We start from the raw sequence: 25,278 nt of genomic DNA, 5'->3' as shown, positions 1-25,278 counted from the left end.
CGCTCCGCCTACGAGCGAACCCGCACCACCCGCAGCGCGGGCGAGGACAGGATGTCCTTCTCGCAGAAGCGGGACGTCACCCATCTGCCGGTCGAGAACAACCGGGTCTGGTCGCTGTGGTGGGGCGAGTTCGGGTTCGCGGACTGGGAGTACGTCAGTACCGTGCGCGCCACCGGGCAGCGGCTGCCGTCGAAGCCGACGGCCTGGACGTAGCTGGAGCCGGTCGTCACCTCCGTGTATCCGCCGCCCGTCGGGTTCCACACGGGCTCGACCTTGTTCCACACGCCGAGCGACTCCGTGCCGCCCGGGACGGGGATGCGCGTTCCGTTCCGGAGGACGAACTGGTGCTCGCCGAGCCTGGAGTCGAGCGGGATGCCCGCCGCACGCAGTTCGGCGACCGAGTCCGCGAGAGCCGCCGCGAAGGCAGGGGCGCCGGTGTCGAGCGTGTTCGGGGTGTGCACGGGGTCCGCGGCCGAGAACGGCACCCGCCAGAGCTGGGAGACGGGCAGCTTGCGCCAGAAGCGGTCGAAGAGCAGGGCGCCACGGCTGTCGGTGTTCGCCGTACGGTCCCAGCCCGCGAGCACCCCGCACGCCTCGCGTACGTCAACGGCCTTGCCGTCACTGCCCGTTGCCGTACCACCCGGCAGGGCCGCGCACGCCTTCGCCGCGTCCGCCGCGACCAGGTCGCCCGCCGGCACCCGGTCGGCGTACTGCTGCGCCTGGAGGTCCCGCACGGTCAGACCACCGCGCCGGGCCAGTGCCGCCACGTCCTCGAGCGCGCCCCGCGTCCGCAGCGAGCGCGCGGTACCGGTCGTGCCGAAGATCCGCTCGTACCCGGTCAACGGCCGGTCCACGTTGGCCAGCCAGGCGCTGTCGTTGGAGTTCTCCGCGTACGGCGCGTCCCGCAGGACCGGCATCTTCGCGGGGCCGAAGATCCCCGGCTGTACGGCGTCGGCGTCGCTGCCGAGCGCGCAGTCCCCGCGAGAACCGTCCAGGACCGCCAGCCCCGAGGAGGGGTAGGTGGCCTTGCCGAGCGGTGTGGAGCAGCGCCGGGCCAGCTCGTCGGTGATGCGGGGGAGTACCTGGGACTGGGTGAACAGCGTGTGGCCGCGTGAGTCGGCGGCGACGGTGTTGACCCACGGCAGGCCCTGCGTGCGGCGCAGGGAACCCAGGACGCCGTCCGTGCCCCGGGCCGTGGCGAAGCCGAGGGAGGTGTCGGAGGCGCGGAGGTTGGCGACGTTGGGGTCGTTGAGCGCGTACGCCGTCGTGCTCGTCCAGGGCAGGGGCAGGGTGGCGCCGAGTGAGGTGACCACCGGGCCGTAGCGCGTCCACCACTGGGTGCGCGTCACCGGCGCCCCGTCCTTCACCGGGACGGTGACGGACCGTCGCGTCATCCGTTCCGGTGTGCCGTCGACCAGATAGACCGTCGGGTCGGCCGGATCCAGTGTCAGCTGGTGGAGGTTGAGGGTGACGCCCGTGGCGACGGTGTGGCTCCAGGCCACGCGGTCGTTGTGGCCGATGGACACCGTCGCCGTGCCGAGCAGCGCGCCGCCCGACACGTTGAGCTTCCCCGGGATGGTCTGCTGCATCTGCCAGAAGCGGCGGCCGCCCTGCCAGGGATAGTGCGGGTTGCCGAGCAGCAGCCCGCGGCCGTTCGCCGTGGTGGTGCCGCCGAAGGCGACCGCGTTCGACCCCATGTCGGAGGTGTCCGCGGCCAGCAGCTCGCGGGCGGCCCGCGCGGCCTCTCCGGCGTCGGGACCGCCCGTGACGGTCGTCGTGGGCGGCTGCACGGCCGTGATGCCGTCCACGCCCCGGCCCTGACCGCCGAGCACGGCCAGCGCGTAACCGCGCGCAGCCACGTCGACGGCCGTGACGGGACGCACCCAGGCGGCGCCCGCGCAGGCCGGGTCGGTGATCCGGTGCTGCCGCAGCCAGGCGTTGTACCCGGCGGCGAAGCCCCGCATCAGGTCCTTCGACGCCCGGCTAGGCCCCGCCGGCGCGGGTTCGGAGAGCAGCCGCTCCACCGTGCCTGCCTCCCGCACCCCGCGGAAGTACAGGTCACTGGAGAGGTTCCTGGTCGCCGAGGAAAGCGAGAAGTCGGGCGCCGCGTCGGGCCCGAAGAAGCGCGACCGCTCCCCGCGCACGGTCACGAAACCGTCGGCGAGCGTGCACACCTGGTCGGCGGCCTGCGCCCAGCCGGTGCCGAATCCGAGGTCCGCGTAGTCGCGGGCGACGATGTGCGGAATGCCGTACTCGGTGTACCGGATGACGGCGGACAGTCCGCCGTGCGCAGGATGTTCCTGTCGCCGGTCCTGCCGGTTCTGCCGGTCCTGTTGTTCGGCCGCGGCCGCCGGCAGGGTGGTCGCGGCGGTCAGCAGGGCGACAGCCGTGATGACGAGGCGTCTGAAGCGGGTGCGCATCGTGCCTCCCAACGTCGTTGAGGGAAGGGGCGGTTGAGCATACCAACGGGTATGTGTCCTCGGCCCGGTTGCTTGACCTCGCTCTTCGGCCGACCGAGGATCATGTGTCATGACGCAGGGACACGGCAGTACGGTTGACGGGGCGCTGCGCCGCAGCGCCCGCCGCACCCCGGCGCGCGTCGCGGTCGAGCACCGCGACCGCTCCTGGACGTACGAGGAACTCGACGACGCGGTCTCCCGCGCGGCGAGCCTCCTGCTCGCCCAGGGACTCACCCCCGGCGACCGGGTCGGCGCCTACGGCCACAACTCCGACGCCTACCTCATCGGCTTCCTCGCCTGCGCCCGCGCGGGCCTCGTCCACGTGCCGGTCAACCAGAACCTCACCGGCGACGACCTCGCGTACATCGTCGGCCAGTCGGGCAGCACGCTGGTCCTGACCGACCCGGACCTGGCCGGGCAGCTCCCCGACGGCGTCCGTACGATGCTGCTGCGCGACGCCGACGACTCCCTGCTGGTGCGACTGGCCGCCACACCTGCGTACGACGGCCCCGAGCCGCGCGGCGAGGACCTGGTGCAGCTGCTGTACACCTCGGGTACGACGGCCCTGCCCAAGGGCGCGATGATGACGCACCGCTCACTGGTCCACGAGTACCTGAGCGCGATCACGGCGCTCGACCTGAGCGCGGGCGACCGTCCCGCGCACGCGCTGCCGCTCTACCACTCGGCCCAGATGCACGTGTTCCTGCTGCCCTACATCGCGGTCGGCGCCACGAACATCATCCTCGACGCGCCCGACGGCGACCGGCTCTTCGACCTGATCGAGGCGGACCGCGTGGACAGCCTCTTCGCCCCGCCGACCGTGTGGATCGGCCTGTCGAACCGCCCCGACTTCACCACCCGTGACCTGAGCGGCCTGCGCAAGGCGTACTACGGGGCGTCGATCATGCCGGTCCCGGTCCTCGAACGGCTGCGGGAGCGGCTGCCCAAGCTCGCCTTCTACAACTGCTTCGGCCAGAGCGAGATCGGTCCGCTGGCGACGGTCCTCGCCCCCGACGAGCACAAGGGCCGCATGGACTCCTGCGGCCGTACCGTCCTGTTCGTGGACGCGCGGGTCGTCGACGAGAACGGCGAGGACGTCCCCGACGGCACCCCCGGCGAGATCGTCTACCGCTCCCCGCAGCTGTGCGAGGGCTACTGGGACAAGCCCGAGGAGACCGCCGAGGCCTTCCGTGACGGCTGGTTCCACTCCGGCGACCTCGCGGTCCGCGACGCGCACGGGTTCTTCACCATCGTCGACCGGGTCAAGGACGTCATCAATTCCGGCGGCGTGCTGGTCGCCTCACGCCAGGTCGAGGACGCCCTCTACACGCACGACTCCGTCGCCGAGGTCGCCGTCATCGGCCTCCCCGACGAGAAGTGGATCGAGTCGGTCACGGCGGTCGTCGTCCCGCGCGGCGAGGTGACGGAGGCCGAACTCATCGGCCACGCCCGCGAGAAGCTCGCCCCCTTCAAGGCCCCGAAGCGGGTGGTGTTCGTGGACGAGCTGCCGCGCAACGCGAGCGGGAAGATCCTCAAGAGGGAACTCAGGAACCGGTTCACCGACGCCTAACGCGGACGCAGGTCCACGATCCGTCGGATCTTGCCCACCGACCGCTCCAGTGATTCCGGTTCGACGATCTCCACGCCGACGGACACGCCGATGCCGTCCTTCACGGCCGCCGCGATGGCTCGCGCGGCTGCCTCGCGGGTCTCCGCGGGGGCGTCCGGGCGGGCCTCCGCCCGGACGGTGAGCGCGTCGAGGCGTCCCTCGCGGGTGAGGCGGAGCTGGAAGTGGGGGGCCACGCCCGGGGTGCGCAGCACGATCTCCTCGATCTGGGTGGGGAAGAGGTTCACCCCGCGCAGGATCACCATGTCGTCGCTGCGGCCGGTGATCTTCCGCATCCGACGGAAGACCCGCGCCGTGCCCGGCAGCAGTCGCGTCAGATCGCGGGTCCGGTAGCGGACGACCGGCATGGCCTCCTTGGTGAGCGAGGTGAAGACCAGTTCCCCCTCCTCGCCCTCGGGCAGCACCTCCCCGGTGATCGGGTCGACGACCTCCGGGAAGAAGTGGTCCTCCCAGATGTGCAGCCCGTCCTTCGTCTCCACGCACTCCTGGGCGACGCCCGGACCGATCACCTCCGACAGGCCGTATATGTCGACCGCGTCGATCGCGAACCGCTCCTCGATCTCGTGCCGCATCTGCTCGGTCCACGGCTCGGCGCCGAAGACACCCACGCGCAGGGAGGTGCCGCGCGGGTCGACACCCTGCCGCTCGAACTCGTCGAGCAGGGTGAGCATGTAGGAGGGGGTCACCATGATGATGCCGGGCTCGAGGTCCTGGATCAGCTGCACCTGGCGGGCCGTCATGCCGCCGGACGCGGGGACGACCGTACAGCCGAGGCGTTCGGCGCCGTAGTGGGCGCCCAGGCCGCCGGTGAACAGGCCGTAGCCGTACGCCACGTGCACCGTGTCCCCGGGCCGGCCGCCCGCCGCGCGGATCGAACGGGCCACCATGTCGGCCCACATCGACAGGTCGCCCTCCGTGTACCCGACCACCGTGGGGCGCCCGGTCGTCCCGCTCGACGCGTGGATCCGGCGGACCCGCTCGCGGGGAACCGCGAACATGCCGTACGGGTAGTTCTCGCGCAAGTCCGCCTTGGTGGTGAAGGGGAAGCGGGACAGGTCGTCCAGGGTGCGGCAGTCGTCGGGGTGGACCCCGGCCTTGTCGAAGGAGGCCCGGTAGAACGGCACGTCGGCGTACGCGTGCCGCAGCGAGGCGCGCAGCCGCTCCAGTTGCAGGGAGCGCAGTTCCGCGAGGTCGAGCCGTTCCCCGGGGTCCAGATCCCGCACGTCCGTCATGAGACCGTCTCCTTCACCAACCATACCGATTCGGGCGACCGATCATTCGGTCGAGGTGCCGGTGATCAGTAATCCAGGCCGCCGGGGATGAGGCAAGGGGACGGGCGGGACTTTCTCGGGTGCGTCTCGGTTCCTCGCGGCAACCGTTGCGTGAAGCCCTGGCGTGCCTCGATGATCGGCGTCATGCCGACCTTCACCGCACCCGACGGGACCCTCCTCGCCCATCATCAGTCGGGTGAGGGCGCACCGCTCGTCGTTCTGCCCGGCGGACCCATGCGGGCCTCCGCCTACCTCGGGGGGCTGGGCGGGCTCTCGGCCCACCGTCGGCTGATCCGCCTCGACCTGCGCGGCACCGGCGAGTCCGCGGTGCCGGACGACCCGGCGACGTACCGCTGCGACCGGCTGGTCGACGACGTGGAGGCGCTCCGCGCCCACCTGGGCCTTGAGCGGATGGACGTGCTCGCACACTCGGCGGGCGGGAGCCTCGCGATGCTGTACGCGGCGCGGTACCCGCAGCGGGTGGCGCGGCTGGCGCTCGTCACCGCCACCCCGTGGGCGCTGGGGCTGCCGGCGAGCTCCGAGGACCGGCTGGCCGCCGCCCGGCTGCGCAAGGACGAGCCATGGTTCAAGGAGGCCTTTCCCGTGTTCCAGGACTGGCTGCGGGACGAGGCCGACTTCGACCCGGTGTTCGCCCCGTTCTTCTACGGCCGCTGGGACGACGCCGCCCGCGAGCACGACGCGCGCGCCGACGAGGAGTGCAACGACGCCGCCGCCGACGTGTACGGCTCCGCCGGAGCCTACGACCCGCCCGCGACCCGCGCCGCGCTCGCCCGCGTCACCGCCCCGGTCCTCGTCCTCGCCGGCGAACTCGACGGAGGCCCCCGGCCCGACCTCGCCCGCCGCACCGCCGACGCCTTCCCCAACGCCGAGTTCGCGGTGCAGCCCGGCGCGGGGCACTACCCGTGGCTGGACGACCCGGAGTGGTTCGTCGGGCGTCTCGCCGCGTTCCTCGACACCGACCCGGCCTGAGCGGCGCGCGGCAGAGCTTGGCGTGGCGTCACCCCTGGGCCGTCACCGCCACCTCCCGTGCCCACCGGTAGTCCGCCTTGCCGCTCGGTGAGCGGCGGATGGAGTCGGTGATCACCAGCTGGCGCGGGATCTTGTACCCGGCGAGCCGGCCGCGGCAGTGGGTCTGGATGTCCTCCAGGGACGGGTGCGGCGCGCCTCCGCGCAGCTGGACGACAGCCGCCACGTGATTGCCCCACGTCGGGTCCGGCACCCCGGCCACCAGCGCGTCGTACACGTCCGGATGGGCCTTGAGCGCCTGCTCGACCTCCTCCGGGTACACCTTCTCGCCCCCGGTGTTGATGCACTGCGAACCCCGCCCGAGGACGGTGACCACGCCGTCCCCGTCGACGGTCGCCATGTCGCCCAGCAGCACCCACCGCTCGCCGTCCTTCGCGAAGAAGGTCTCGGCGGTCTTCACCGGGTCGTTGTAGTAGCCGAGCGGCACGTGCCCGCACTGCGCCACACGGCCCACCTCGCCCACCGTGACCGGCTCACACGTGGCCGGATCGACCACCTGGGTACGGGAGTTGACGCGGATACGGAAGCCGCGTTCGGGTCCGGCGTCCTGCGTCGCCGTGCCGTTGAAGCCGGACTCGGAGGAGCCGAAGTTGTTGAGCAGCATGACGTGGGGGAGGAGCGCCTGGAACTGTGTCCGCACCGTGTCCGACATGACCGCGCCCGACGAGGAGACGCTGAACATCGACGAGCAGTCCGTGCCCTTCAGGGGACCACTGAGCGCGTCGACGAGCGGTCGCAGCATCGCGTCGCCCACCAGCGACATGGCGGTGACCTTCTCTTTCTCGATCGTCCGCAGCACCTCCTCGGGCACGAACTTGCGGTGGAGCACGACCCGTTGCCCGAAGTTGAAGCCGATGAACGCCGTCAGCGTGGACGTGCCGTGCATCAGCGGGGGAGTGGGGAAGAAGGTGATCCCCGACCCGCCGGCCGCCACCCGCCCGGCCAGCTCCTCCGGCTTCTTCACCGGCGCACCGGTCGGCGCGCCCCCGCCCAACCCCGCGAAGAACAAGTCTTCCTGACGCCACATCACACCCTTGGGCATGCCGGTCGTGCCGCCGGTGTAGATGATGAACTGGTCGTCGCCCGAACGGGCCGGGAACCCCCGACCGGGAGACCCCGCGGTCTCGGCCTCCTCGAAGGGCCGACCGAGTGCTCCGGTCTTTCCCACCCGCAGCAGATGCCGCAGCTTCGGCGCTCTGGGCAGTGCCGCCGCCACCCGGTCCGTGAACTCCGCGTCGAAGACCAGCGCCGCCAGATCCGCGTCCCGGTAGAGGTAGACCAACTCCTCCTCGACGTAACGGTAGTTGACGTTGACTGGGACAATCCGCGCCTTCAGGCAGCCGAGCACGGTCTGGAGGTACTCGATCCCGTTGTAGAGATGGAGTCCGAGATGCTCGCCGGGTCGTATCCCGGCATCGAGGAGGTGGTGGCCGACACGGTTCGCGGCCGCGTCCAACTCCGCGTAGGTCAGGCGGCGTTCCGCACCGGTGCCGGGGTGGTCGACATACACGAGCGCCTCGCGGTCCGGGACCACGTCGACGACCGACTCGAACAGGTCGGCAAGGTTGTACTCCACCGCTCCTCCTGACCTTTCGACGGCCTGGCTCCTCGACGGTTCGCCGGTCATCAGAGCAAAGGGCGCCGCAACTGTGAAGGGTCCGCGCGAAGAAATCTGACTGTCTGTCAGAAAACCCTTGAAGTGCCTCCCCGCCTACTGCAACCTGTTCTCGTTCTGTCAGAGGGGAGATGGGTCATGGGCGGGACCGAACACCTCACCGTGCAGCGCGAAGGCGCCACACTGGTGCTCACACTCAACAGGCCCGAGGCCAAGAACGCGCTCTCGTTGCCGATGCTCGTCGGCCTGTACGACGGGTGGCTCGAGGCCGACGAGGACGACGCCGTCCGCTCGATCGTGCTCACCGGCGCGGGCGGCGCCTTCTGCGCGGGCATGGACCTCAAGGCCCTGGCCGGCAAGGGCATGGAGGGCCCGCAGTACCGGGCCCGGCTCGACGCCGATCCCGACCTGCACTGGAAGGCGATGCTGCGCCACCACCGGCCCCGCAAGCCGGTGATCGCCGCCGTCGAGGGTTACTGCGTCGCGGGCGGCACCGAGATCCTCCAGGGCACCGACATCCGGGTGGCCGGCGCGTCCGCGACCTTCGGCCTGTTCGAGGTGAAGCGCGGCCTGTTCCCGATCGGCGGCTCCACCGTCCGCCTCCAGCGCCAGATCCCGCGCACCCACGCCCTGGAGATGCTCCTCACCGGACGCCCGTACAGCGCCCAGGAGGCCGCCGACGTGGGGCTCGTCGGGCACGTCGTCCCGGACGGCACCGCGCTCGCGAAGGCCCTGGAGATCGCCGAGCGGATCAACGCCTGTGGACCGCTCGCCGTCGAGGCCGTCAAGGCGTCCGTGTACGACACCGCCGAGATGACCGAGACCAACGGCCTCGCCGCCGAACTCAAGCGCGGCTGGCCGATCTTCGACACCGCCGACGCCAAGGAGGGCGCCCGGGCCTTCGCGGAGAAACGGGCGCCCGTCTACAAGCGTGCGTAGGCGCTCCGCTGGGGGCCGGTTCACTGCTGCGGGTTCGCTGTGGCTGGTCGCGCCCGCGCGGCGGAGCCGCAGATGGCACGGCCCCGCGCCCCTATGGGCGCGATCCACCGACCTGGCTCCAAAGGAGGCAAGCACCCGATGCCCCAAGTTCTCAAAGCCCCCCTCGTCGTCGAGTTCCCCTTCACCCGTTCCGTCGGTCCCGTCCAGAGCGCGTTCCTGACCGGCCTGCGCGAGCGCGTCGTCCTCGGCGTGCGGACCACCGACGACCGCGTCCTCGTCCCGCCCGTCGAGTACGACCCCGTCACCGCCGAGGAACTCGGCGACCTCGTCGAGGTCGCCCCCACCGGCACCGTCACCACCTGGGCCTGGAACCACGCCCCCCGCCGCGGCCAGCCCCTCGACACACCCTTCGCCTGGGTCCTGGTCCGCCTCGACGGCGCCGACACCGCCCTCCTGCACGCCCTCGACGCCCCCGGCCCCGACACCGTCCACGCCGGGATGCGCGTCCGGATCCGCTGGGCCGAGGAACCCACCGGCGCCATCACCGACATCGCCTGCTTCGAGCCGTACGACGGCGACCCGGACGAACCGGCCGGCCACAACGGCGAGTTCGCGGACCCGGTCACCGGCATCGTCGCCCCCGCCCGCCTCGACTACACCTACTCGCCCGGCCGCGCCCAGACCGCCTACATCAACGCCCTCTCCGGCCGGCGCACCGTCGGCGAACGCTGCCCGTCCTGCCGCAAGGTGTACGTGCCGCCGAGAGGCGCGTGCCCCACCTGTGGCGTCGCCACCTCGGAACAGGTGGAAGTGGGTCCGAGCGGCACCGTCACCACGTTCTGCATCGTCAACATCAAGGCGAAGAACCTCGACATCGAAGTCCCCTACGTCTACGCCCACATAGCCCTCGACGGGGCCGACCTGGCGCTGCACGGCCGGATCGGGGGCATCCCGTACGACCAGGTGCGGATGGGCCTGCGGGTCGAGCCCGTGTGGAGCGAGGGCGGCCGCTACCCGGACCACTACCGGCCGACCGGTGAACCCGACGCGGACTACGAGACGTACAAGGAGCTGCTGTGACCCGAGAGATCGCCGTCGTGGCCTTCGCGCAGTCCGGCACCCTGCGCACCACCGAGGAGATGTCCGAGGTGGAGATGCTCATGCCGGTCCTGCACGACGTCCTGGCACAGACCGGCCTCAAGGCCGCCGGCATCGGCTTCACCTGCTCCGGCTCCTGCGACTACCTCGCCGGCCGTGCCTTCTCCTTCACCCTCGCCCTCGACGGGGTCGGCGCCTGGCCGCCCATCTCCGAGTCGCACGTCGAGATGGACGGCGCGTGGGCGCTGTACGAGGCGTGGACGAAACTGCTGACGGGGGACGCCGACACCGCGCTGGTGTACTCCTACGGCAAGTCCTCGCCCGGCTCCGTGCGGGACGTGCTCACCCGGCAGCTCGACCCCTACTACGTCGCCCCCCTGTGGCCCGACTCCGTCGCCCTCGCCGCCCTCCAGGCGCAGGCGCTGATCGACGCGGGCGACACGGACGAACCCGCGCTGGCCGCCGTGGCGGCCCGCAGCCGCGAGGCCGCGACCGCCAACCCCCGGGCCCAGCTGAGCGGGCCGGTCCCGCAGGGGGAGTACGTTGTACGGCCGCTGCGCACCGGCGACTGCCCGCCGATCGGTGACGGGGCCGCCGCCGTGATCCTCGCGGCGGGGGACAGGGCGCGTGAGCTGTGCGAGCGGCCCGCCTGGATCCGGGGCATCGACCACCGCATCGAGGCCCACGGGCTCGGTGTCCGCGACCTCACCGACTCGCCGTCCGCCCGCCTGGCCGCCGAGCGGGCCGGTGCCTTCGAACGGCCCGTCGACACGGCTGAGTTGCACGCGCCGTTCACCGCCCAGGAGGTCGTCCTGCGCAAGGCGCTGAAGCTCGACGACACCGTGCGGATCAACCCCTCCGGCGGTGCCCTCGCCGCCAACCCGATGATGGCCGCCGGACTCGCCCGCATCGGCGAGGCCGCCGCCCGCATCCACCGGGGCGAGTCCGACCGCGCCCTCGCCCACGCCACCTCGGGCCCGTGCCTGCAACAGAACCTGGTCGCCGTACTCGAAGGGGATCCGCGATGAGCAAGGAGCCCGTGGCCGTCGTCGGCATCGGCCAGACCAAGCACGTGGCGGCCCGCAGGGACGTGTCCATCGCCGGACTGGTCCGCGAGGCCGCCCAACAGGCGCTCGGTGACGCCGAGTTGACCTGGGCCGACATCGACGCCGTCGTGATCGGCAAGGCGCCCGACTTCTTCGAGGGCGTCATGATGCCCGAGCTCTACCTCGCCGACGCGCTCGGCGCCGTGGGCAAGCCGATGCTGCGCGTGCACACGGCCGGCTCCGTCGGCGGGTCGACGGCACTGGTCGCCGCCAACCTGATCGCCGCCCGCGTCCACGGCACCGTACTGACGTTGGCCTTCGAAAAACAGTCCGAATCCAACGCCATGTGGGGCCTGTCCCTGCCGATCCCCTTCCAGCAGCCGCTGCTGGCCGGCGCGGGCGGCTTCTTCGCCCCGCACGTGCGCGCCTACATGCGGCGCAGTGGCGCCCCCGACTCGGTCGGCTCGCTGGTCGCGTACAAGGACCGGCGCAACGCCCTGAAGAACCCCTACGCCCATCTGCACGAGCACGACATCACCCTGGAGAAGGTCCAGGCCTCGCCCATGCTCTGGGACCCCATCCGCTACTCAGAGACCTGCCCCTCCTCCGACGGCGCCTGCGCGATGGTCCTCACCGACCGCGCCGGAGCCGCCCGCGCGCCCCGTCCGCCGGCCTGGATGCTCGGCGGGGCCATGCGCAGCGAGCCGACCCTCTTCGCCGGCAAGGACTTCGTCTCGCCCCGGGCCGGCAAGGACTGCGCCGCCGACGTGTACCGGCAGGCGGGGGTCGCCGACCCGCGCCGGGACATCGACGCCGTCGAGATGTACGTGCCGTTCTCCTGGTACGAGCCCATGTGGCTGGAGAACCTCGGCTTCGCCGACGAGGGCGAGGGCTGGAAACTCACCGAGGCCGGGGTGACCGAGCTGGACGGGGACCTGCCCGTGAACATGTCGGGGGGCGTCCTGTCGACCAACCCCATCGGAGCCTCCGGCATGATCCGGTTCGCGGAGGCGGCTCTCCAGGTGCGCGGACAGGCCGGAGAGCATCAGGTGGACGGCGCCAGGCGGGTACTTGGGCACGCCTACGGCGGCGGATCGCAGTTCTTCTCCATGTGGCTCGTGGGCTCCGAACCCCCCACCTCCTGAAAGGTCCCTCTCGCGTGGCCTGTTGAGGGCAGGGGTCGATCGCTAGGCTGGCCGCGGACGACGAAACGGGAGGAGCACGGACGTGGCCGAGAGCACCACCATCCAGCAGCAGCCGCTCGCGGGCTGGGACAAGCCGGAGCTGGATCTCAGCAACGCCGAGTGGCAGTCCAGCAGCCGAGGCAGGGGGGATGTCCAGATCGCGTTCGTCGAGGGGTTCATCGCGATGCGCAACAGCGGCCGGCCCCAGAGCCCTACCCTGATCTTCACCCCCGCGGAGTGGGGCGCGTTCGTGTCGGGGGCGCGAGAGGGGGAGTTCGACCTGACCTAGTGCCCCGACCCTGAGCGCCCGGTATTGCGCCTGATTTTCCGGACACGCGCCCTTGTGCGCCCTCCCGGGGCCGCCACCTGAGCGAGGCTGGCCCCCACAGGAGGAAGGTCGTCTTCGGAAGGTGAGGAACCATGAGCACCCTGCCGGTCGTCGTGGCGGTCGACGGTTCGCGGGACAGCCTGCGGGCCCTGGACTGGGCCGTCGACACCGCCCGCAGGCGCGCGGCGCCACTCCGGGTGGTCCACGTACGGCAGTACCACGCCTGGACCCAGCCCGGCGCCCCCGTCGTCGTACCGCCGGACCCGGAGGCCGACTGGGTGCTCGCCGCGGCACGCACCCACCTCGAGGGCCCTTCCGGCCTGCCCACGACGGAGTACGTCGGCCTCGACGGCGCCATCGGCACGGTCCTGGCGGAACAGGGACAGGCCGCCCAGCTCCTGGTGCTCGGCTCCCGGGGCCGCGGCGGTTTCGCCAGCCTGCTGCTCGGCTCCAACGGCCTGGCGGCCGCGCGGGACGCCGAGTGCCCGGTCGTGGTGGTGCCCCGGCCCGGGCGGAAGGTCGAGGCGGCGCCGGAGACGGAGCCCGGGCCCCGGGTGGTCGTGGGCCTGAAGGTGGACGGCCCCGACGACGCCACGCTCGACTTCGGCTTCGCCGAGGCCGCGCTGCGCGACGCCCGCCTCCAGGTCGTCGCCGCCTACCCCTGGCCCGTACAGACCTGGGCGGCGCCCGAGGACGTCGTCCCGCCGATGATCGACCAGGACGCCGTCGAGGGCGAGACGCTAGCCCTCGCCGAGGGCTTCCTCGCCCCCTACCGCGAGCGGTACCCCGACGTCCTGGCCGAACCGTTCCCGGCCCCCGGCGACGCGGCCGGTCACCTCGTCGCCGCTTCCAAGGACGCCGAGCTGGTCGTCGTGGGCCGCCACCGCCGACGCCTCCTGGCCCCCGCCCGCATGCTGGGCTCAGTCACCAACGCCGTACTGCTGCACGCGGCGAGCCCGGTGGCGGTGGTGCCGCCGTCACCAGGGGAGGAATGAGGAACTGGCGGAATGCCCAAGGGCTACCCGGCGACTAATGGCCGGCCGCCTGTCTATCATTAGCTGCATGCAGGACTCGCTCAGCAGGGACGCCCGCCTCGCCCTCGACCTCGCCCTCACCATCCGGCACGACGGCCACGGTGGCGTCGCCGACGACCTGGTGGGGCCGGCGGGACTGACCGCCTGGGTCCACGCGCACCCCGACACCGTGGCGGACCCCGCCGGATTCGTCGCCGAGGACACGGCCCTCGCCGCCGTCCGTGACGTGCGCGCCGCCGTCCGCGCCCTCTTCGCCCACGCCGTGCGCCCCGACGAGCCGAGCCCCGCCGACGCCGCCCGGCTCATGCCCGTGCACCAGGCCGTCGAACGCCTCAACGCGGCGGCCGCCCGCACCCCCACCGTCCCCGTCCTGCACTGGAGCGACGGCGCCGAACCCGAGGAACACCGGCAGGCCGCGCAGGGCCCCGGGGAGCTCACCGCGGTGCTCGCGCAGGCCGCCATCGCCTTCCTCGCCGGCCCCGACCGACAGCGACTGCGCGCCTGCCACGCACCGCGCTGCGTGCGGTACTTCCTCAAGGAACACCCACGCCAGGAGTGGTGCAAACCCTCCTGCGGCAACCGTGCCCGCGTCGCCCGTCACCATGAACGGCACAAGAGGGCCGCGTAGCCCCGCGGAGTGCTCGAAGAGTGGGCGCCCGCACGACGCCGACGACCTCCGGGCACGTACCATGGCGGCATGTCGTTCCTCCGCCGCCGTAGCGCAACGCCCGCCGGGCCTGACTTCGACGTACTGGCCATGGACCCGGGCGACTGGCCCGGCAACCTCGGCGCCGGTCTGCTGCCCGCGCCCGACGGCACCTGCCAGGGCGTGTTCCTGCGTTACGACCTGTTCGGCGGCCGCGGCCCCGCGATGATCATCGGCAACCTTCCCGAGGGCTCCCCGGCGCGCGAGGTCGACGAGGGAGAGGTCCCCTTCGAGGTCGCCCAACTGCTGCTGGCGCTGGAGAACGACGAGGAGGTGACCGTCGTCGGCGGCGAGGACGTGCCGGTGATGCAGGGCGACAACCTCCTGATCGTGCGCCGCCTCAAGCTCTCCGAGGGCCGTATCTCCTGCGTCCAGTTCGACCGCAGCGACAACGTCCTCGTCACCATCGCCGCCTGGGACCGCCCCATCACCGACGACCTGTACGCCCTGCTGAAGCCGCTGCCCGCGGAGCTGTTCCAGCAGGGCTGACCGGTTGCCGACCGGCTCAGGAGATCGACAGCCGCACGTCCGCGGCCCGTACGAACGCCACCCGGTGACCGAACTGGATCTCGTAGTACAGGTCCTTGCCGACCACGACCCGGTGCGAGTCCGTGGTGAAGGTGACCGCGTAGTAGTACTCGCCCGGCACCTTGTCGCCGACCACGTACTTCTGCCCCTTCGGCAGGGTGTACGGCAGCGGTGACACGGGCTGGGCGGGCACTCCCGCCGGGTAGGCCGCAGCCTCCGGGTAGGCACGCCCGTACACGGGGACGCTGTCGAGGCCGGCCTTCGGCGTGACGACGAAGCCCGCCGACGCGACGGCGGTCGGCTGCTGCTTCGGGTTCCTGAACCAGGCCTTCTGTCCCAGGTACCAGATCGCCGTCCAGTCGCCCCACCGGTCGGCGACGGCGTACCGCTGGCCCGTGGAGACCCGCGAGGAGAGGTCGTTCACGCCCGTGGTCGGGTCCGTGCCCAGGCCGATGTCCTTGATCAGGGCGGAGTTCTCGTCGTGGTCCGTGTACAGCCGCACCTCGCTGGAGCCGTGCGGCGCGCACGGCTCGCCCTTGGCGACGCAACCCCTGTACTCGGGCCGGTTGACGGCGTAGTCCGGCAGGACCGTCACCAGACCGCCGCCCTTGACCTTGGTCCACTCCAAGGGGTGGCCCAGCAGCTCGAAATAGTGCCGCCAGTCCCAGTACGGGCCGGGGTCGGTGTGCATGCCGGGCACCGTCGCGGCGGTCGGCCCCGGCACCGTGTCATGGCCCAGGATGTGCTGCCGGTCCAGCGGGATGCCGTACTTCGCGGCGAGGTACCTCACCAGGCGCGCCGAGGACCGGTACATCGCCTCCGTGTACCAGGCGTCCGGATTCGCCAGGAAGCCCTCGTGCTCCAGACCGATCGATTTGGCGTTCACGTACCAGTTGCCCGCGTGCCAGGCCACGTCCTTGGCCTTCACGTGCTGGGCGATGTGGCCGTCGGTGGAGCGCAGTGTGTACTGCCACGACACATAGGTCGGGTCCTGGACCAGGTCCAGGACCCCCTCCCAGCCGCCCTCGGTGTCATGGACGACGATGTACTTGATGCTCTGCGCCCTCGGCCGGTCTCCCAGGTCGTGGTTGCCGTAGTCGTTGTCGCCGAACTCCTCGTAGGGAGCAGGGATCCACTCGCAGGAGACGGTCGAGGGGCACTCGGTGCCGTCGGCGGAGGCCGCGCGCAGACCCGTCCGCCCCAGCTGGGCGGTATCGGGATCGAGGCCGGGGCGGGCGGCCAGGGCGACGCGTTGCCCGCCGTCCGTGGTGCGTGCCTCACCGGTGCGCAGAACGTCGTACACGTCGTTCGCGTACGCGGCGGCCGTCGCGCGGTCGTCCGCGCCGGAGAAGCGGGCCACCGCTCCGTACCAGTGCGCCGGGTCCGCGCTCAGCGGCTCGCCCAGCTCCTTCTGGGCGGCGGCCAGCAGGGCGGCGCCGCCGGCGATGTTGGCGGCCTCGTCGGTGCGCAGCTCGTCGGCCGGGACACCGGTCAGCTCGGCCGCTTTCGTCAGCGTCTTCAGACGGGCGGGCAGCGCGGTGTACTCCGGCACCTTCCCTTCGGGGCGCAGCGGGGGACGGGCCTGATCACCGCGGGCGTCCTCCGCGCCCTCGCTGTGGTGCGGTGCCGTGGCCAGCGCCGTGCGGGCGTCGGTGAGGTGCATCGGGCCGTAACCGCCGGTCACGCTCGGCGCGCCGCCGTGTGCCTCCCAGCGGGACTGGAGGTAGGAGACGGCGAGGAGCACGCTCTGCGGGACGTGGTACTCGGCGGCCGCCGCGGCGAACGCCCGCTGCAGCCGGTCGCCGGAGGGCTCGGGCGCGCCGTCTGCCGGCGCCGCGCCGAGCAGGGGCAGCAGCAGGGCCGCGGACGCCACGGCTTGGGCGGTCCTTCGCTTACGTCTGGGGTGGGTGACGGATCCTCGCATTTCAGCCTCCAGGGCCGATCGAGCGTGGGGGTGCGGGACCGAGCGGTGCGTCAGTGGTACCGGTCGGCCGACGATCCGTCAATGATGCCCAGAGACAGGGCTTTTCCTCTGATGGACACACGAAAGCCCGTGGTGCGCCGCACAGGCGCACCACGGGCCACCGTCCCCTTCAGCGAGTGCCGACCGCCGCACGCACGGCCCGCCGGGCCAGTTGACAGTCGTCGTGCAGCCGCCTCAGCAGCAGCCGCTGTTCCTCGCCGGACGGCGCGGCACCCGGGTGGGCCACTCCAGGTACCGTCGGGGTCGCGTCGTGCATCGAACGCTGCACGGCCGTCTCGTACGTACGGATCTCCCGGGTCAGCACGAGCATCAGGTTGACCAGGAAGGCGTCACGGGACGCGGGCCCCGCCGACTGGGCGATCTGGCTGATCTGCCGCCGCGCCACGGGGGCGTCACCGAGCACCGACCACAGCGTGGCGAGGTCGTAGCCCGGCAGATACCAGCCCGCGTGCTCCCAGTCCACCAGCACTGGACCGGCCGGTGACAGAAGGATGTTCGACAACAGAGCGTCGCCGTGGCAGAACTGGCCCATGCCCTGCCGGCCCGCGGTCTGCGCGATGCTGTGCAGCAGCTTCTGGAGGTCGCCCATGTCCCGGTCGGTCAGCAGCCCCAGCTCGTGGAAGCGGGCGATGCGGGCCGCGTAGTCCAGCGGGGCGTCGAAGGTGCCTGCCGGCGGCCGCCAGGCGTTGAGCCGGCAGATCGCGCCGAGCGCAGCACGGAGGTCGGCGCGCGGCGGGGCCTCCGCAGGGTGCCGGTGCAGCGCGGCCACGCGCCCCGGCATCCGCTCGATGACCAGTGTGCAGTTGTCCGGGTCCGCCGCGATCAGTCTCGGCACGCGCACCGGGGGGCGGTGCCGGACGAACGTGCGGTATGCCGCTATCTCGTGGCGGATCCGCTCGGACCATGCGGGGGAGTGGTCCAGTAAGCACTTCGCCACTGCCGTGGTGCGCCCTGTCGTGCCGACCAGGAGTACGGAGCGTCCGCTGCGGCGCAGCACCTGGACCGGGGCGAACTCCGGGCAGATCCGGTGCACCGACGCGATCGCCGTACGCAGCTGGGCGCCCTGGGGGCCGGACAGGTCGAGTCTCCCGCTGAGCGGTTGTGTGCCGACCCCCGCGGGCCGCCGGGCCCGTCCCGCACCGAGCACGGGGGTCGCCGGGCGGGCGGGGTCGAGGTAGGGGCCGCTGCCCGCCGGGCGGGGGCGCAGCGGCCGGGGCGGGGCGGACACGGAGGACGATGCTGCGTACATGGGGGAAACAGATCCCTTCGTGTGCCTGCGATTTCATGCGCTGCCCGGCCCGGCCGCCCGGGTGCACCCTGGGGAATGCATCCGATGTTTCAAGAAGGCGACCGGGTCGGGGTGGCGCGTTCCTACCTGACACCCGATGCCCAGTGGCACACCATCTGGCGAACCCTGGCGAACCCTGGCGAATAGTCGCCCGGCAACTCGCACCGGGCTACTGTCAACTCAGCCGAGAACCTGGGGGCTTACGTGAGCGGACAACCCAACACCCGGCTCTCGGACCTGTTCGGCCTGGCCGGCTGGTCCAAGGGCGAACTCGCGAGGCTGGTCAACCGGCAGGCGGCGGCCATGGGCCACCCCCAGCTGGCGACCGACACCTCCCGGGTGCGGCGGTGGATCGACACGGGAGAGATCCCGCGCGATCCCGTACCGCGGGTGCTGGCGGCTCTGTTCACGGAGCGTCTCGGCCGTGTCGTGACCATCGAGGACCTCGGTCTGGTCCGGCACGGGCGTGCGGGAAATCGGCAGGGCGGCGGGAGCGACGAGCATCCCGACGGTGTGCCGTGGGCGCCCGAACGGACTGCCGCGGTCCTCACCGAATTCACGGGAATGGACCTCATGCTCAACCGACGCGGCTTGGTGGGCGCGGGCGCCGCGCTCGCCGCGGGATCCGCACTCAGCAGCGCCATGCACGACTGGCTGCACACCGATCCGACTCTTTCTGCCGACGCTCCCGTCATCGACCACCCCCTCAACGCCGAACCGGCCGGGTTCGACCGCTACGAGGCTGCCCCCATCGGGACCGAGGAGGTCGACGAACTCGAACGCTCGGTCGAGGTGTTCCGAGCCTGGGACGCGGCCCGCGGCGGCGGGCTGCAGCGCAAGGCCGTCGTGGGACAGCTCAACGAGGTGGGCGGCATGCTCGCCTACCATCACCCACCCCATCTCCAGCGGCGCCTGTGGGGCGTCGCCGCCAACCTCGCCGTCCTCGCGGGCTGGATGTCGCACGACGTCGGCCTGGAACCCACGGCCCAGAAGTACTTCGTCATCGCCGCCCATGCCGCCAGAGAGGGCGGCGACCGGCCCCGCGCCGGGGAGGCCCTGTCCCGGGCGGCCCGTCAGATGGTGCACCTCGGCCGGCCCGACGACGCGCTGGACCTGATGAAGCTCGCTCAGTCCGGCTCCGGTGAGCAGGTACTGCCGCGCACCAGGGCGATGTTCCACACCATCGAGGCCTGGGCACAGGCGTCGATGGGCAAGGGCCAGGCGATGCGCCGCACCCTCGGACAGGCCGAGGACCTCTTCGTCTCCGACAAGAGCGACGTGCCGCCGCCCAGTTGGATGCAGTTGTTCAACGAAGCAGACCTGTACGGCATGCAGGCTCTCGCCTATCGCACGCTCGCGGAGTTCGAGCCGGGCGCGGCCGTGCACGCCCAGCACTACGCGGACAAGGCGCTGGCCCTGCGGGCCGACGCACAGGAGCGGTCGAAGATCTTCGACTTCCTGTCCATGGCCTCCGCCTGCTTCATCGCCGACGATCCCGAACAGGCGGATCGGTTCGCACGCCTCGCCCTGATGTCGATGGGGCAGAACTCCTCCCGACGCACCTGGGACCGGCTGCGCCAGATGTACCGGCTCACCGCGGAGTACTCCGGGTACCCGAGCATCCAGGAGCTGCGGGAGGAGATCAGGCTGGCGCTGCCCAAGGCCCGCAACGCCAAGGGGGGCAGCGCACCGGTGTAGCCGCAAGGTTCTATGAAGTCACCCTGGCGACCAGCACACAGGCGTCGTCCTCGCGTTCGGTGTCGCCGAACTCCTCCACGACCATCCGCAGGCAGTCCTGTGCGGTGCGTGCCTCGGTGAAACGCGGGGCCAGGTCGAGGAGGCGGTCCTCGGCTGCTGCTGGGCCGGGCGCCAGCCCCTCGGTGTGCAGCAGGAGCAGGTCGCCTGCTTCCAGCATCTCCTCGGCCTGCCCGTAGGCGGCTGACGAGGTGGCACCGAGCAGGACGCCGTCGGGTGCGCTCAGCCTGCGCCCCGTTCCGTCGCGGTACAGCAGCGGGACGGGGTGTCCGGCCTGCGCCCACACCAGGGTGCGGGTCTGTGGCCGGTAGCGGCAGCAGACGGCGCTGCCGAGGGCCGGCTGGACGGTGGCGTCCAATAACTGGTTGAGCAGGGTCATGAGTTGCCCCGGCCGGGTGCCCGCCATCGCCATGCCGCGCAGGGCGCCCAGCAGCATCGCCATGTTCGACGTGACGGCGGGGCCGTGCCCGGTGAGCCCGCCGACGGTGAGCAGCGTCTCGCCGTCGGACAGCTCGAGCGCGTCGTACCAGTCGCCGCCGATCAGCGCGCTCGTCGAGGCCGGCAGATAGCGGCCGGCCAGGTCCAGTGCCTCGGGGCCCTGGTGCGGGAGTCGCAGGGAGCCCCGCCACGGCGGCAGCACGGCTTCCTGCAACTCGACCGCGAGCCGGTGCTCCGTCTGCGCGCGGTGCCGGTGGCGCTGGAGCGAGTCACGGGTCTCACTCACCGTCCGCTGGCTTCGGCGCAGCTCGCTCACGTCCCGCAGCACGGCCCACATCGCGGCGGTGCTGCCGTCGGTGTCGAGCACCGGTTCGCCCATCATGTGCACCGTCCGCACCTCGCCGTCCGGGCGCACGATCCGGAACTCCCCGTCGATCGGCTTGGCGTCGACGAGACAGTCGGTGACCATCGCGGTCAGTCGGGGACGGTCCTCGTCGAGGACGACGGAGGGCAGCTCGTCGAGGGTGAGCGGGGGAGCGGCCGGGTCACGGCCGAGGATCCGGTACAGCTCCCCGGACCAACTGGCCCCGTCCGTCAGCAGGTTCCACTCCGCGCTGCCGACCCGGCTGAGCAGCGAGTCCTCAGCGGGCGCGTCCGGTACGGCACGCGTGAGGGCCGGCGCCTCGTGCGCCGCCGGGGCCGGTCCGTCCTTCAGTTGAGCCAAGTGCTCGTCGAGGTCGCTGAGTTGGTGCAGCGCCAGGTCGTACAGCGCGCGCTGCCAGCGTCCCTGCGGGTCCGATCCGTCGCCCTGTGCGTCCCGTCGTACGGCGTCCACGTCGCCCTTGAGCCGTCGCGTCTGCGAAATCAGCGCTTCGACCGAGCCGCGTCCTGGCGGCTGGGCGGCTGGGCGGTCCGCAGACAGATGGGACGGCATGACGCACTCCGATGCGGGGACGGTACGGCCAGGACTGTGACGGAAGGACCGTTACGACTGTTGCACAGCCCGCGACGCCGTGTAAGGGATTTGGCAACACACGATACGGTGGTGCTTCTGGCATATGCCACAGTCTTCACGGGGTGGTTGTGCGGTGTCTTTGGAGTACGTCGCCGAGTGGGCAAGTCGTAGACAGAGTACGCCACTTGACGGCTTTTCGGAGTGCTTCGGTCGACGCTCATCCGGGTGTTCGACGGTCGCGTGTTCGGGGGTGAGATTCCGGGCTGAATCTTTACCCGCCGCGTGTACGCGAAGGGCCCCTGCGCGGTCGTAAGAACATGACGATGGAGACCACCCTCGCGCAGTCCGTCCGCGGCCGCCTGATCACGGCGGAGGAGCAGGAGCTCCCCGTGCCCGCCGCCTTCCGCTACAGCTCCGCCGACCCCCTGGCCGTGCACGTCGACTTCCCGCCCACGGCCTCCCTCGACGGCACCGCCGTCACCTGGACCTTCGCCCGAGCCCTCCTGGAAGAGGGGCTGGGCGCTCCGGCCGGCAGCGGAGACGTACGGGTCCGGCCGTGCGGGCAGACCCGTACGATCATGGAGTTCCACTCGCCGTACGGGCTGGCCCTGGTCGAGTTCGACACGCCCGACCTGCGCCGCTTCCTGCTGCGAAGCCACGCCGTCGTGGCGGTCGGCCAGGAGGAGGTCGGCCTGGCCGTCGAGCGCGGCCTGAGCAGCCTGTTCGACGGCGTCTGAGCCTTCGGCGGGGTGGGTGGAACGCGCCGTTCAGTAGCGCAGCACCCCCGCTACCCCGTGTGCCTCGCCGAGTGCGCCGTCCGGGACGAAGCGCACCTGTGCGCCCTTGTCCAGGCACTGCTCGACGATCTCGTCCACGATGTCCTCGCGGGCGTCGAGGTCGCCGCTCTCCGCCGGGACGAGGTGGTCGCCGTCGTCGCGCACCGTGACGCGGTAGTTCTCCTCGACGGCGAGCAGGCGCACCCGGCCCTCCTGAGCGCTGCGCCAGACCTCGTCCACCCCGGCCGCGAACGCCCGGTGGCCCCGGGCCGACTCCAGGACCCGCGCCACGGACGCGGTGTCTCTGCGGGCCTCCGCGTCGTGCCGGGGACGGATCGCCTGCCATACGGCGTCGGCGGGGCCGTGGGTGAGGCCGCCGTGCTGGACATGGACCGCGTCCTTGGTGACGGTGCCGATCTCGTCGAGCAGGGACAGCGCCGCGTGCTCGCCGGTGACGTACAGCGGCCGCGGGTCGTCGCGCAGGATGCGGCTCATGGCCGTGTCCGCGTCACGCAGGAAGTGACGGGTGTCCTCGTCGCGGAAGGTGCTCGGCATGTCGCCGATCCGCTCCTGGCGCTCGGCGTCGAAGTTCTCGCGGCTCCTGGCCAGCGGGAACCCGCCGGAGTGGTCCTCGGTGACGCGGTCGACTCCGCCGCTCCACAGCGTGAGGCGGTCGGCGGAGACCGACAGTACCCAGAAGGGCCGCTCGGCGGCCTGCGCGGAGACCAGGTTGCGCGTCAGGAAGGTGTCCGAGAGCACGACGCGTTCGGGTACGGAACGCGCGAGGGACCACACCTGGTGCTCGCCCGGAGCGGCGAAGATCACCAGACCGTCCTCGACGTGCGTGAGGTCGACCTCGGTGAGCGCCCGGTCCAGCTGCCGGGCGACGTCGGCCCGCCGCTCCCGGGTGACCCCGGGGTCGGCCTCCAGCTGTTTCTTGGCCTCGGCCACCACATTGCGCAGCCGGACCGGATCCTGGGCGGTGTCGGGACCGCGGCGGTGGGTCGGCGTCAGCACCGACACCGCGGGATAGGCGCGCCGGCGGCGCAGCTCGGTGAGTGTCGCGGGGCTGAGTGCGTGCTCCATATACAGCACGATATGACCGAATCGCTCCAAGGGCATGCGGTGCAAGCTTCAAACGTATGCGGACGGTCGTGCGTCAGATCGCCCGCGCTCGCCAGGGGCTTTAACTTCCTTCGACACGCGGGGTTTACATATGTTCGACCTGCCGTGCGGATTGTCTTGCTATGGTTTTACTCATTGGCAGCACGCCGAACGGGGGGACGCGTGAAGCCGGTGATCATCGCCGCGTTTCATGAATGGGTCGTCGAGACGGATGATCCGGCAAGGGCGCCGGATCGGCCGCGGATTCTGCAGCGTCGCAGCACGTGGCTCTCGAACTCCAGTTTCCTCGCTCACGATCCAGACAGGTGAGACTCGTCAGATGGCTCATTCCCTGGTCGACTTACTGACCACGCACGCCTCGCAACAGCCCGACCGGACCGCCTACCGCTACCTCGTCACCGGTGACAGCGACGAAGAGGTCCAGGAGATCACGTACGGGCGCCTGGCCCGCCGCTCCCGGGCCGTCGCCGCCTGGTTCCAGGAGCACGGACTGGCCGGTTCCCGCGCCATGCTGCTCCACCCGCCCGGCCTGGAGTTCATCTGCGACTACCTGGGCTGCCTCTCCGCCGGCGTGGTCGCCGTACCCGGCGTGCCCCCGCAGGGCCGCTCGCAGAACCACCGCGCCCTGACCCGGATGAAGCGCCTGATCGCCGACGCGGACGCCAAGGTGATCCTCGGCGGGCGCGAGGTGATCACCGCCCTGCGCACCATGGCGGAACACCTGCCCGAACTCGCCGAGATCACCTGCGTCGCGACCGAGGACATACCCGACGACGCGGCCGACGCCTGGCGCGAGCCCGACCTCACCGCCGACTCGGTCGCCTTCCTCCAGTACACCTCCGGCTCCACCTCCGCCCCGCGCGGCGTGATGGTCACCCACGGCAACCTCGTGGACAACGAACGGGTCATCGCCGAGCGGATGGGCCACACCCCGGACGCGATCGCGCGGCACGACCACGAACTCTTCGTCAGCTGGCTGCCCGTCTACCACGACATGGGCCTCATCGGACCGGTCCTCAACACCGTCTACCTCGGCGCGACCAGCACGCTCTTCTCGCCGCTGCACTTCCTCCAGCGACCCGACCGCTGGCTCACCGCCGTCAGCCGCTACCGCCCGCACACCAGCGGTGCCCCCAACTTCGCGTACGAGCTGTGCCTGAAGCACGCCACGCCCGAACTCCTCGACGGCCTCGACCTCAGCAGCTGGCAGGTCGCCTTCAACGGCGCCGAACCGGTGCGTGCGGCGACCCTGCGCAGGTTCGCCGAGACCTTCGGCGAGGCCGGATTCCGACGTGAAGCCCTCTACCCCTGCTACGGCCTGGCCGAGGCCACCCTCATGGTCACCGGCGGCACTGTCGACACCCCGCCCGTCCTCCTCGACGCCGACGGCACCGCACCGCACGACGGCGCGACGGACGCGGCCGCGGTCGGCTGCGGCCGCCCCGGCGAGGGCGTGACCGTCGCGATCGCCGACCCCGAACGGCAGGAGGAACTGCCCGAGGGCGAGGTCGGGGAGATCTGGGTCGGCGGCGCGAGCGTCGCCAAGGGCTACTGGCGCAACACCCTCGCCACCCGCGAGACCTTCCGCGCCACCCTGGCCGGCCACGAGGGCCGCTTCCTGCGCACCGGCGACCTCGGATTCCTGCGCGACGGCGAGCTGTTCGTCACCGGCCGTCTGAAGGACCTGATGGTCATCGACGGACGCAACCACTACCCGCAGGACCTCGAGCTGTCCGCCGAGATGTCCCACCCGGCGCTGCGGCCCGGCTGCACCGCCGCGTTCTCCGTCGACAGCGGCGTCACGGGCGAACAGCCCGTCCTCGTCGCCGAGGTCGCCCCTGAGGCGGCCGACGAGTCGGAGAAGATCACCGACCTGGTCCGCGGCGCGATCGGCGAGGCCCACGGCCTGTCCGTGCGGGACGTCGTGCTGGTCCACCCCGGCACCATCCCCAAGACGTCCAGCGGGAAGATCCAGCGCCGCGCCTCCCGGACGGCGTATCTCGACGGCACCCTCTCCCTGATCGGCGCACCCGCCCGGAGATGACACCGTCCGCCGTCGGCGCGCCCGTTCGCGC

20 protein-coding genes are annotated in these 25,278 nt (G+C 71.6%); 13 read left to right on the top strand and 7 right to left on the bottom strand.

All coding sequences use genetic code 11. The annotated features are described in order from the left end of the window. Positions 1 to 8: 8 nt before the first annotated feature. The gene (locus ACFYWX_RS13620; RefSeq protein WP_389424163.1) at positions 9 to 2,420 is read right to left on the bottom strand and encodes a penicillin acylase family protein; all 2,412 of its coding nucleotides are present in this window, start codon (positions 2,418 to 2,420) and stop codon (positions 9 to 11) included. A gap of 109 nt (positions 2,421 to 2,529) precedes the next feature. Between ACFYWX_RS13620 and ACFYWX_RS13615 the strand changes: the two genes are divergently transcribed. Then, positions 2,530 to 4,029, top strand: coding sequence for an acyl-CoA synthetase (locus tag ACFYWX_RS13615; protein WP_389424162.1), 1,500 nt, complete (start codon positions 2,530 to 2,532; stop codon positions 4,027 to 4,029). On the opposite strand, the gene paaK is transcribed toward ACFYWX_RS13615, so the two are convergent. After that, a complete protein-coding gene (paaK, locus tag ACFYWX_RS13610) occupies positions 4,026 to 5,318 on the bottom strand; it encodes a phenylacetate--CoA ligase PaaK (protein ID WP_389424161.1) in 1,293 nt (430 codons plus the stop codon). The genes ACFYWX_RS13615 and paaK overlap by 4 nt on opposite strands. Before the next feature lie 183 nt (positions 5,319 to 5,501). Here paaK and ACFYWX_RS13605 point away from each other — a divergent pair, with 183 nt between their 5' ends. Beyond that, on the top strand, positions 5,502 to 6,347 hold the full coding sequence (locus ACFYWX_RS13605) for an alpha/beta fold hydrolase (protein WP_389424160.1): 846 nt from the start codon (positions 5,502 to 5,504) through the stop codon (positions 6,345 to 6,347). 28 nt (positions 6,348 to 6,375) lie between these two features. Here ACFYWX_RS13605 and ACFYWX_RS13600 read toward each other — a convergent pair whose 3' ends face one another. Then, positions 6,376 to 7,980 carry an acyl-CoA synthetase gene (locus tag ACFYWX_RS13600; protein ID WP_389424159.1) on the bottom strand — a complete coding sequence of 535 codons (1,605 nt, stop codon included), beginning with the start codon at positions 7,978 to 7,980 and terminating at the stop codon, positions 6,376 to 6,378. A 177-nt stretch (positions 7,981 to 8,157) separates the two neighbouring features. Here ACFYWX_RS13600 and ACFYWX_RS13595 point away from each other — a divergent pair, with 177 nt between their 5' ends. The 8 genes from ACFYWX_RS13595 to ACFYWX_RS13560 all read left to right on the top strand — a co-directional run bounded on the left by ACFYWX_RS13595 (position 8,158) and on the right by ACFYWX_RS13560 (position 14,843). Then, entirely contained in the window at positions 8,158 to 8,958 is an 801-nt protein-coding gene (locus tag ACFYWX_RS13595) for a crotonase/enoyl-CoA hydratase family protein (protein WP_389424158.1), read from the top strand. A gap of 138 nt (positions 8,959 to 9,096) precedes the next feature. Then, complete coding sequence (locus ACFYWX_RS13590; RefSeq protein ID WP_389424157.1) at positions 9,097 to 10,038, top strand: Zn-ribbon domain-containing OB-fold protein; 942 nt, start codon at positions 9,097 to 9,099, stop codon at positions 10,036 to 10,038. Further along, on the top strand, positions 10,035 to 11,084 hold the full coding sequence (locus ACFYWX_RS13585; RefSeq protein WP_389424156.1) for a thiolase domain-containing protein: 1,050 nt from the start codon (positions 10,035 to 10,037) through the stop codon (positions 11,082 to 11,084). The genes ACFYWX_RS13590 and ACFYWX_RS13585 overlap by 4 nt, the downstream gene beginning before the upstream one ends. Beyond that, positions 11,081 to 12,247, top strand: coding sequence for a thiolase domain-containing protein (locus ACFYWX_RS13580; protein ID WP_389424155.1), 1,167 nt, complete (start codon positions 11,081 to 11,083; stop codon positions 12,245 to 12,247). Before ACFYWX_RS13585 ends, ACFYWX_RS13580 begins: the two co-directional genes overlap by 4 nt. A gap of 82 nt (positions 12,248 to 12,329) precedes the next feature. Beyond that, positions 12,330 to 12,575, top strand: a complete 246-nt coding sequence (locus ACFYWX_RS13575) for a DUF397 domain-containing protein (protein ID WP_389424154.1) — start codon at positions 12,330 to 12,332, stop codon at positions 12,573 to 12,575. Positions 12,576 to 12,706: 131 nt separating this feature from the next. Then, a complete protein-coding gene (locus tag ACFYWX_RS13570; protein WP_389424153.1) occupies positions 12,707 to 13,609 on the top strand; it encodes a universal stress protein in 903 nt (300 codons plus the stop codon). A gap of 67 nt (positions 13,610 to 13,676) precedes the next feature. Continuing rightward, a complete protein-coding gene (locus ACFYWX_RS13565) occupies positions 13,677 to 14,276 on the top strand; it encodes a CGNR zinc finger domain-containing protein (RefSeq protein WP_389424152.1) in 600 nt (199 codons plus the stop codon). 69 nt (positions 14,277 to 14,345) lie between these two features. Beyond that, entirely contained in the window at positions 14,346 to 14,843 is a 498-nt protein-coding gene (locus ACFYWX_RS13560) for a hypothetical protein (RefSeq protein ID WP_389424151.1), read from the top strand. 16 nt (positions 14,844 to 14,859) lie between these two features. On the opposite strand, the gene ACFYWX_RS13555 is transcribed toward ACFYWX_RS13560, so the two are convergent. Continuing rightward, entirely contained in the window at positions 14,860 to 16,806 is a 1,947-nt protein-coding gene (locus ACFYWX_RS13555) for an N-acetylmuramoyl-L-alanine amidase (protein ID WP_389424150.1), read from the bottom strand. A 169-nt stretch (positions 16,807 to 16,975) separates the two neighbouring features. Then, positions 16,976 to 18,115 carry an aminoglycoside phosphotransferase family protein gene (locus ACFYWX_RS13550; RefSeq protein WP_389424149.1) on the bottom strand — a complete coding sequence of 380 codons (1,140 nt, stop codon included), beginning with the start codon at positions 18,113 to 18,115 and terminating at the stop codon, positions 16,976 to 16,978. A 243-nt stretch (positions 18,116 to 18,358) separates the two neighbouring features. Between ACFYWX_RS13550 and ACFYWX_RS13545 the strand changes: the two genes are divergently transcribed. Continuing rightward, on the top strand, positions 18,359 to 19,852 hold the full coding sequence (locus ACFYWX_RS13545) for a hypothetical protein (RefSeq protein WP_389424148.1): 1,494 nt from the start codon (positions 18,359 to 18,361) through the stop codon (positions 19,850 to 19,852). Between the two features lie 10 nt (positions 19,853 to 19,862). On the opposite strand, the gene ACFYWX_RS13540 is transcribed toward ACFYWX_RS13545, so the two are convergent. Then, positions 19,863 to 21,281, bottom strand: coding sequence for a PP2C family protein-serine/threonine phosphatase (locus ACFYWX_RS13540; RefSeq protein ID WP_389424147.1), 1,419 nt, complete (start codon positions 21,279 to 21,281; stop codon positions 19,863 to 19,865). Positions 21,282 to 21,625: 344 nt separating this feature from the next. Here ACFYWX_RS13540 and ACFYWX_RS13535 point away from each other — a divergent pair, with 344 nt between their 5' ends. Further along, on the top strand, positions 21,626 to 22,039 hold the full coding sequence (locus ACFYWX_RS13535; RefSeq protein WP_389424146.1) for an SsgA family sporulation/cell division regulator: 414 nt from the start codon (positions 21,626 to 21,628) through the stop codon (positions 22,037 to 22,039). Positions 22,040 to 22,069: 30 nt separating this feature from the next. On the opposite strand, the gene ACFYWX_RS13530 is transcribed toward ACFYWX_RS13535, so the two are convergent. Next, positions 22,070 to 23,164 (bottom strand): chemotaxis protein, encoded by a 1,095-nt coding sequence (locus tag ACFYWX_RS13530; RefSeq protein ID WP_389424145.1) that lies wholly within the window; start codon positions 23,162 to 23,164, stop codon positions 22,070 to 22,072. Positions 23,165 to 23,522: 358 nt separating this feature from the next. Between ACFYWX_RS13530 and ACFYWX_RS13525 the strand changes: the two genes are divergently transcribed. Beyond that, complete coding sequence (locus ACFYWX_RS13525) at positions 23,523 to 25,247, top strand: fatty acyl-AMP ligase (RefSeq protein WP_389424144.1); 1,725 nt, start codon at positions 23,523 to 23,525, stop codon at positions 25,245 to 25,247. The last annotated feature ends 31 nt before the right edge of the window (positions 25,248 to 25,278 follow it).

The sequence above is a fragment of the Streptomyces sp. NPDC002888 genome, assembly GCF_042888465.1.
Classification (GTDB): Bacteria; Actinomycetota; Actinomycetes; order Streptomycetales; family Streptomycetaceae; genus Streptomyces.
This window is presented reverse-complemented; position numbering and strand designations above follow the sequence as displayed.